This window comes from Thalassovita gelatinovora, assembly GCF_001458355.1.
GTDB classification, from domain to species: Bacteria; Pseudomonadota; Alphaproteobacteria; order Rhodobacterales; family Rhodobacteraceae; genus Thalassobius; species Thalassobius gelatinovorus.
In genome coordinates this window covers 319,549-327,489 of record NZ_CYSA01000025.1, presented here as the reverse complement: position 1 = coordinate 327,489, position 7,941 = coordinate 319,549, and the positions used below count along the sequence as shown (strand labels likewise).

The 7,941-nt window shown below is 58.5% G+C and carries 9 protein-coding genes; 3 read left to right on the top strand and 6 right to left on the bottom strand.

Features of this window, described 5'->3' with window-relative positions:
* From TG4357_RS13875 to TG4357_RS13850, 6 genes are all read right to left on the bottom strand, one after another.
* Positions 1-402: acetyl-coenzyme A synthetase N-terminal domain-containing protein (locus TG4357_RS13875; protein WP_144433927.1), on the bottom strand; the 402-nt coding region annotated here is incomplete at its 3' end.
* 86 nt (positions 403-488) lie between these two features.
* The gene (locus tag TG4357_RS13870; RefSeq protein WP_058263486.1) at positions 489-1,244 is read right to left on the bottom strand and encodes an ABC transporter ATP-binding protein; all 756 of its coding nucleotides are present in this window, start codon (positions 1,242-1,244) and stop codon (positions 489-491) included.
* 11 nt (positions 1,245-1,255) lie between these two features.
* Positions 1,256-2,011, bottom strand: a complete 756-nt coding sequence (locus tag TG4357_RS13865) for an ABC transporter ATP-binding protein (RefSeq protein ID WP_058263485.1) — start codon at positions 2,009-2,011, stop codon at positions 1,256-1,258.
* Between the two features lie 12 nt (positions 2,012-2,023).
* The gene (locus TG4357_RS13860; RefSeq protein ID WP_058263484.1) at positions 2,024-3,223 is read right to left on the bottom strand and encodes a branched-chain amino acid ABC transporter permease; all 1,200 of its coding nucleotides are present in this window, start codon (positions 3,221-3,223) and stop codon (positions 2,024-2,026) included.
* 6 nt (positions 3,224-3,229) lie between these two features.
* Positions 3,230-4,237: a branched-chain amino acid ABC transporter permease gene (locus TG4357_RS13855; protein WP_058263509.1), complete on the bottom strand. Its 1,008-nt coding sequence runs from the start codon at positions 4,235-4,237 to the stop codon at positions 3,230-3,232.
* Between the two features lie 129 nt (positions 4,238-4,366).
* Positions 4,367-5,713 (bottom strand): substrate-binding protein, encoded by a 1,347-nt coding sequence (locus tag TG4357_RS13850; protein WP_058263508.1) that lies wholly within the window; start codon positions 5,711-5,713, stop codon positions 4,367-4,369.
* A gap of 215 nt (positions 5,714-5,928) precedes the next feature.
* Here TG4357_RS13850 and TG4357_RS13845 point away from each other — a divergent pair, with 215 nt between their 5' ends.
* The 3 genes from TG4357_RS13845 to TG4357_RS13835 all read left to right on the top strand — a co-directional run bounded on the left by TG4357_RS13845 (position 5,929) and on the right by TG4357_RS13835 (position 7,939).
* Entirely contained in the window at positions 5,929-7,239 is a 1,311-nt protein-coding gene (locus TG4357_RS13845) for a helix-turn-helix transcriptional regulator (RefSeq protein WP_058263483.1), read from the top strand.
* Between the two features lie 68 nt (positions 7,240-7,307).
* Positions 7,308-7,676 carry a response regulator transcription factor gene (locus tag TG4357_RS13840; protein ID WP_058263482.1) on the top strand — a complete coding sequence of 123 codons (369 nt, stop codon included), beginning with the start codon at positions 7,308-7,310 and terminating at the stop codon, positions 7,674-7,676.
* Positions 7,673-7,939 (top strand): hypothetical protein, encoded by a 267-nt coding sequence (locus TG4357_RS13835; protein WP_058263481.1) that lies wholly within the window; start codon positions 7,673-7,675, stop codon positions 7,937-7,939. Before TG4357_RS13840 ends, TG4357_RS13835 begins: the two co-directional genes overlap by 4 nt.
* Positions 7,940-7,941: the final 2 nt, after the last annotated feature.

Here is a 7,941-nt window from a genome sequence, read left to right as displayed (position 1 = left end):
CCGGTCGCCCTTGCGCACGCCGAGATCTTCCAGGATGTTGGCCATCCGGCAGGTGCGGCGGTGCAGTTCGGCATAGGNGATGTGCTGGGCGGCTTCTTCGGGGTCGTCGGGGTCCCAGATGATCGCGGTCTGATCGGCGCGGGTCGCCAGATGCCGGTCGATGCAGTTGGCGGCAACGTTCAGCGTGCCGTCTTCGTACCATTTGACGTCGATCGCGCCGGGCGCAAAGCTGGTGTTCTTGACCTTGGTAAAGGGCTTGATCCACTCCACGCGCTGCCCCTGGTCGCGCCAGAACGCTTCGGGATCAGCAAGCGACGCCGCATACATCGCGTCATAACGCGCAGCATCAACATGGGCGGTTTCCGAAAACGATTTCGGCACGGGGTAGAGTTTTTCACTCATCGGGGTCCTCCCTGAACTCCAGCAATTGTCCTGTGACCCGCCCCAGACTGGCAGCCGGAGCAGGGGCGGGCCGATGCGACCCTTGGTCAGATGGCCAGGTATTCTTCGCGCAATTCCTTGTTTTGAAGAACTTCGGCCGCCGAGCCGTCAAATACGACGGTGCCAGTGTCCAGAATGACAGAGCGATCCGCCAGTTCCAAGGCCCGAACCGCATTCTGTTCCACGATAACGGTGGTAATCCCTTGTTCCTTGATCGTGCGCAACGTGCGCTCGATCTCGTCCACGATCACCGGGGCCAGCCCTTCGTAAGGTTCATCCAGCAGCAACACCTTGATGTCGCGCGCCAGCGCCCGGGCGATCGCCAGCATCTGCTGTTCACCGCCCGACAATGTCACACCTTCCTGCATCCGGCGTTCGCCCAACCGCGGGAAAAGTTCGTAAAGCCGTTCGATCGACCAGCCGATCGGCGGCGCGATCTGCGCCAGCTTGAGGTTTTCCTCGACCGTCAGACCGGCGATGATGCGACGGTCTTCGGGGACCAACGCGATCCCGGCCTGCGCGGCCTTGTAGGAATTCATCAGGTGCAGCGGCTGGTGATCGAGCCAGACTTCACCATGGGTGATCGCTGGATTATCCAGCCGCGCGATGGCCCGCAGAGTAGAGGTTTTACCGGCCCCGTTGCGACCGAGCAGGGCGAGGATTTCGCCCTCGTGGACGTTAAAATCGACGCCCTGCACGATATAGCTTTCGCCGTAATAGGCGTGAATGTCCCAGACCGACAGGAAAGCCGGGGCGGTTTCGGCAAGGTTCCGGCCCTTGGAGAAATCAGGTTTGACGTTCATGGTCCGACTCCTTACGCGGTTTCACCAAGATAGGCTTCCCGTACTTTCGGATTGCCTTTGATGTTTTCAGGATCGTCCTCGACCAGAGGGGTCCCCTGGGCCAGAACGGTGATGCGGTTGGCCAGGCTGAACACCACATGCATGTCGTGTTCGATGATGGCGATGGTGATGTCACGTTCGTCGCTGATCTGTTTCAGCAGGTCGATCGTGTTGTTGGTATCGGCCCGCGCCATGCCGGCGGTCGGTTCGTCAAGCAGCAGCAGTTTGGGTTCCTGCGCCAGACACATGCCGATTTCCAAACGTCGTTTATCGCCGCGCGACATTGACGCCGAATGCATGTGGCGCTTGTCTGCCATTCGCATGTCTTCCAGCATCTTTTCGGCGCGTTCCACGATTTCCTTATCGTCCAGCATATGTTCGATCGCATGCATTCGAAACGCCCCGTCGCGGGATGCAAAACAGGGGATCATCATGTTTTCCATCACCGTCAGGTCGCCGAAAATCTCGGGCGTCTGGAACACCCGCGAAATCCCCATCTGGTTGATTTCATGCGGTTTCCGACCCAGCACCGACTGACCATCGAACATCACCGACCCGGTATCGGGGATCAGCTTGCCGACAAGGCAGTTCAGCAGGGTGGATTTGCCCGCCCCGTTGGGACCGATGATGGCGTGAACGGAATTTTCCCTCACGCTGAGGTTCACATCGCTAAGCGCCTGCAGACCACCGAAGCGCTTGTTGACGCCTTTGACTTCAAGAATACCCATCCTTGTGTCTCCTTACTCTGCAGGTTCAGTTTTGGCGCCGTCGGCACCGTCTTTGGTTTTTTTGCCACGGAACAGCCGCGCAATGCGCTGACCGCCTTCGACAAGACCGCCGGGCAGGAAGGTCACCACCAGCATGAAGATGATGCCCAGTGTCAGATGCCAACCTTTGCCCACGAAGGGGTGGATGATGGTGACCAGGAAATCTTCGATCCCGTCGGGCAGGAAGCTGAACCAGCCATGTAGCACGGTGTCGTTGATCTTCGAGAAGATGTTCTCGAAATACTTGATCAGACCGGCGCCCAGAACTGGACCGATCAGGGTGCCGACACCGCCGAGGATGGTCATCAGAACCACTTCACCGCTCGCGGTCCACTGCATCCGTTCGGCCCCTGCCAGCGGGTCCATCGATGCCAGCAAGCCACCGGCAAGACCGGCATACATGCCCGAGATGACGAAGGCCGCCAACGTGTAGGGGCGCGGGTTCAGCCCAGTATAGTTCAACCGCTGCTGGTTCGATTTGATCGCGCGCAGCATCATGCCGAAGGGGGACCGGAAAATCCGGATCGCAAGATAGAAAGCCAGCAGCAAGAAGATGGCGCACACATAATAGCCGACCGAGAAAGTGAAATCCCAAGGTCCAACCGCCAGATCGAAAGACGACCGCATTTCCAGCCCGAACAGGCTGGTCACAGGCAGTGATCCGGAATCGTTTACCGGGTCCAGAATACGCGCATCGTCAAGGTTCAGCTGCAGACCGGTTTCACCATTGGTGATCGGGGTCAGCACCGAATAGGCCAAGGCGAAAGACATCTGCGCGAAGGCCAGCGTCAGGATCGAGAAGTAGATCCCGGACCGGCGCAGCGACACATAGCCGATTACCAGCGCGAACAGCCCCGCGATGATCACAGACAGGATCACCGCCGGCAGGATGTTCATCGACAGAAGCTTGAACATCCACACCGCCGAATAAGACCCCACCCCCAGAAAGGCCGCGTGGCCAAAGGACAGGTAGCCGGTCAGGCCGAACAGGATGTTGAACCCGATGGCGAAGATCCCGAAGATCACGAAGCGCTGCATCAGGTCGGGATAGCCGGCGTTGAACTGGGCTAACCCGCTATCGGTGGGGAAGGGGTTCAGGATGAAAGGGGCCATCATGGTAAGGATGGCGACGAGAAGCAGCAGAGCGCTGTCTTTTTTATTGAGTCCAAACATTGTCTCTTACTCCATCACGCCTTTTTTACCCAACAGACCGCGCGGACGGGTCAGCAGGATGATGATGGCGACCAGGTAAATGATGATCTGGTTGATGCCGGGGATGGTGGTGGTCGCCCAGGTGGTCGACGCGAAGCTTTCCAGAATGCCCAGCAGGAACCCTGCGGCAACCGCGCCGGGAAGCGATCCCATGCCACCCACGACCACGACGACGAAGGACAGCACAAGGAAATCCATGCCCATGTGGTAATTGGGGGCGTTGATCGGGCCGTACATCACGCCCGCCATGCCGGCCACTGCGGCGGCGATGCCGAACATGATGGTGAAGCGGCGGTCAATATTGATCCCCAGCAACCCAACGGTTTCGCGGTCTTCCATGCCGGCGCGCACCACCATGCCGAATGTGGTGAACCGCAAGAAGGCGAAGACACCGCCGATGATCACGGTGGCAAAGCAGAAATAGACGATCCGCCACACCGGATAGACGATACCGTCAGCCAAGGTGGCAATGCCGGACAGCGCTTCGGGGGCGGGGGTCTGGATCGGGTTGGCGCCATAGAACGCCTTGATGACTTCTTGCAAAACGATGGCCAACCCGAAGGTCACCAGGATCTGATCCGCGTGTTCACGCTTATAGAAATGTTTGATCAGACCGCGTTCCATCACAAAGCCGATGAGGATCATCACCGGAATGCTGAACAGCACTGCCAATGGTACCGACCAGTCGATGATCGCCGATCCGATATCGTGGCCGAACCAGCTTTCGATGTAAGGCGTTTTCACCATCGACGGATTGCCGAGGAAGTCAGTCTTGCCCGGGTCGACCGTTTCGAATGACAGGTTCAGCAGGCGCTGCACGAATACGGCGCAGAAGGCGCCAATCATGAACAGCGCACCATGCGCGAAGTTCACAACGCCCAATGTGCCGAAAATAAGCGTAAGTCCTAGCGCGATCAGCGCATAAGCTGAGCCCTTGTCGAGCCCGTTCAGGATTTGCAGGATGATTCCGTCCATTGTCCCCACCTTGGAAAATTTATCGGCTGTCAGCCAAACCTGCTGCACGGACGCGCCCTGCTGCATTGGCCGAAATGGCCGTGCGCGCGGTTTGCGCGCACGGCCCCGAATTGTTAGAGCGTTTTGGAATTATGCGCCGGGGTTACAGGTGCCCAGAGCGCCGCCTGCGAACATCGGGTGGTCCGGCGGATAAGTGACCTGTGCGGCCGGGGTAACTTCGACCACTTCCAGAAGGTCGAATTCCGACGTCGGGTTTTCTTTACCCTTCACGACCAGAACGTCTTTGAAGCACTGGTGATCTTCGGCGCGGTACAGCGTCTTGCCGTTGCCCAGGCCGTCGAATTCGAAGCCTTCCAGCGCTTCGACAATCCCGCAAGGATTGAAGGTGCCCGCACGCTGCGCAGCATCTGCATAAAGCAGGGTCTGGCAGTAAACGGTGTGCGCGGCCTGGCTCGGCGGGAAGCCGTATTTGGTGCCGAAGGATTTCACGAAGGCTTTGGAACCTTCATCCTGCAGCGACCAATGCCAGTTGGTGGACCCGACAATACCTTTGATGTTTTCGCCAGCACCACGTGCCATCAGGCGCGAAAACAGCGGAACGACGATTTCGAAGTTCTTGCCGTTCACCTGCTTGTTACGCAGACCGAACTGAACCGCGTTGGTCAGCGAATTCACCATGTTTCCGCCGTAATGGTTCAGAACCAGAACGTCCGCACCCGAATTCAGAACCGGCGCGATATAGGATGAAAAGTCAGTCGCGGCCAGCGGGGTCAGCACGTTGTTGACGGTTTCCCAGCCCATGGCTTCGGTCGCGGCTGCGATCGATTCCTGCTGTGTCCAGCCCCAGGTGTAGTCAGCGGTCAGGTGATAGGCCTTGCGGTCGGTGCCATAAAGGTTCTTCAGCACCGGTGCCAACGCAGCAGCCGACATGTAACCGTTGAAGAAGTGGCGGAAACCGTTGGCTTTTTTGTCTTTACCGGTGGTGTCGTTCGAATGGGTCAGACCGGCCATGAAGATCACGCCAGCTTCCTGGCACAGACCCTGCACGGCAACCGCCACACCAGAAGACGACCCGCCCGAAATCATGATGGCACCGTCTTTTTCGATCATCGACTTGGCCGATGCGCGGGCGGCGTCCGACTTGGTCTGGGTGTCGCCGGTCACAAAGTTGACCTTCTTGCCCAGGATGCCGTTGCCTTGCAGTTCTTTCGAGCTGAAGGTGGGCATCATGCCGCCGTCACCTTCGCCGTTCAGATGCTCGACCGCCAGTTCGTAAGCGCGCAGTTCGTCTGCACCCTCATCTGCATAGGGACCGGTTTGGGGCACGTTGAAGCCCAGAGTCACGGTTCCTCCGGTGGGTTCGTTCGTATATGCGGCAGCCGACGATGCTGTAAAGATCGTCGGAAGCGCGACGCCAGCGCCAGCAACGGCACCCGACTTCAATACGCCACGACGCGTCAGATTGGTCTTGGACATAAATTCCTCCCATTTCATGAATTGCGGCCCTACCTCCTCATGCAGTACCGCGCGCACAATTGTGCAAATTCATTATCAGCGCCTAAAAGAAAACTTAGCAACAAAAGCTTTTGACAAAACGATTTATTTGTAAACAACTGCACAATACTGCGGTATGATTTGTAAATAAATTTTTCCGCAGTGCAGAAATGCGTTGATTTGGTTGGGAAAACGATATGCCGCAGCGTCAATTGACTGGTTCCCGCATCAGGGAACGGCGCCTCAGGCAGGGGATACGGCAGGCTGAACTGGCCCGCAAAGCCGGAATATCTGCATCTTATCTGAATCTTATCGAACATAATCGGCGCAGAATCGGCGGCAAATTGCTGTTGTCGCTGGCCGATGTGCTGGATGTGGAACCTTCCGCGCTGACCGAAGGGGCCGAAGCCGCGATCATCGCAACCTTGGGCGAAGCCCGCGCCGCCGATAAGGTCGTCGCAGCGCAAACGGAAGCCCCGGAAGAATTTGCCGGGCGCTACCCCGGTTGGGCCGAATTGCTGGTGCGCCGTCACCGCCGGGTTCTGGAACTGGAACGCACGGTCGAAACCCTGACCGACCGGTTGACACATGATCCGCATCTGGCCGCTGCGATGCATGACGTTCTGTCCACCGTGACGGCGATCCGGTCCACGGCGGGCATTCTGGCGGAAACGCCCGAACTGGAACCAGAATGGCGCGACAGGTTCCATCGCAATATCAATGAAGACGCCAAGCGTCTGGCGGAAAGCTCGCAGGCACTGGTCACCTATCTGGATGAGGACAGCGGCGAAGAAACCGGGTTGGCGTCGCCGCAGGACGAACTCGAAGCGTTCCTGACCGATGCCGAATACCATTTCGCCGATCTGGAAACCGCCGGGGCAGACAAGGTCGACACGATACTGGAATCTGCGGAAATGCTGCAATCGGCGGCGGGGCGATCTTTTGCCCGGCAATATCTGGAACGCTATTGCGATGACGCGGAACGGATGCCGCTTGTCGATACAATCGCGGCATTGCGCAGCTTGGGGACGGACCCGGCGGTTTTGGCACGCCATTTCGGGGTCAGCGTGGCGCGGGCAATGCGGCGGATGGCCGAATTGCCGCCAACCGACGGCGTGCCGCAGATGGGCCTGGTCAGCTGTGATGCCTCGGGCACCTTGATTTTCCGCAAATCCGCCGAAGGCTTTGCGCTGCCACGCTTTGGCGCGGCCTGTCCGAAATGGCCGTTGTTTCTGGCCTTGTCGCGGCCCTTGTTGCCGGTGCGCCGGGTGGTTCAACAGGATATGCACGGGCGGTCTGCCTTTTTGGCCTATGCCATTGCCGAACCTGTGACGGAACCCGATTTCGGGCAGGACCCGCTGTTCCAGGCGCATATGCTTCTGGTGTCGCTGGGGCCCACGGATTGGAAACCCGAAGAGGTCAGGGGCCTTGGTGTCGGCTGCCGGATCTGTCCGCGCACGGATTGCGCGGGCCGCCGCGAACCATCGATCCTGACCGATGGGTTTTGACTCGCGGCGGGAACTCCGCGATAAATGACAAAAGTTCGATATGTCAGTTCTCAGGGGGGAGGCGATGCATGGGCAAACATGTCCTTGTGATCGAGGATGAGCCGAACATCATCGAAGCGATCAGTTTTATTCTGTCGCGCGATGGCTGGACGGTCGATACACATTCTAATGGGCATGACGCGGTGTCTGTCGTTCGCGCCAAATCTCCGGATTTGGTTATACTGGACGTCATGTTGCCCGGCAAAAGCGGCTATGACATCCTGACCGAATTGCGCCAGGATGCGGCTACCCAGAATCTGCCGGTGTTGATGCTGACCGCCCGCGGTCAGTCAAAGGATCGCGAACTGGCTGAAAAAATCGGGGCCAGCCGGTTCATGACCAAACCCTTTTCCAATGCCGAAGTGCTGGAGGCGCTGCACGAACTGGTGCCGCAATGAGCCGCGAACAGTCCCCTTTGTTTCTCGAACGACGCAGCTATCGGGTGCACCGGGCGATGGATGCAGCCAAGCTGATGCCGTTTCTCGGGGCGGTGCTTTGGGCGGTGCCGGTGCTGTGGTCCGGGTCGGGGGAAAATCAGGTCCCGACATCGCGGGCGATTCTGTATATCTTCTTGATCTGGGCGGCGCTGGCGGCGGTGACTTTGTTTTTGACCTTCTGGTTGGATGAAAATGTCGATTCCGATCGGAAAGAAGGGCCCTAGGC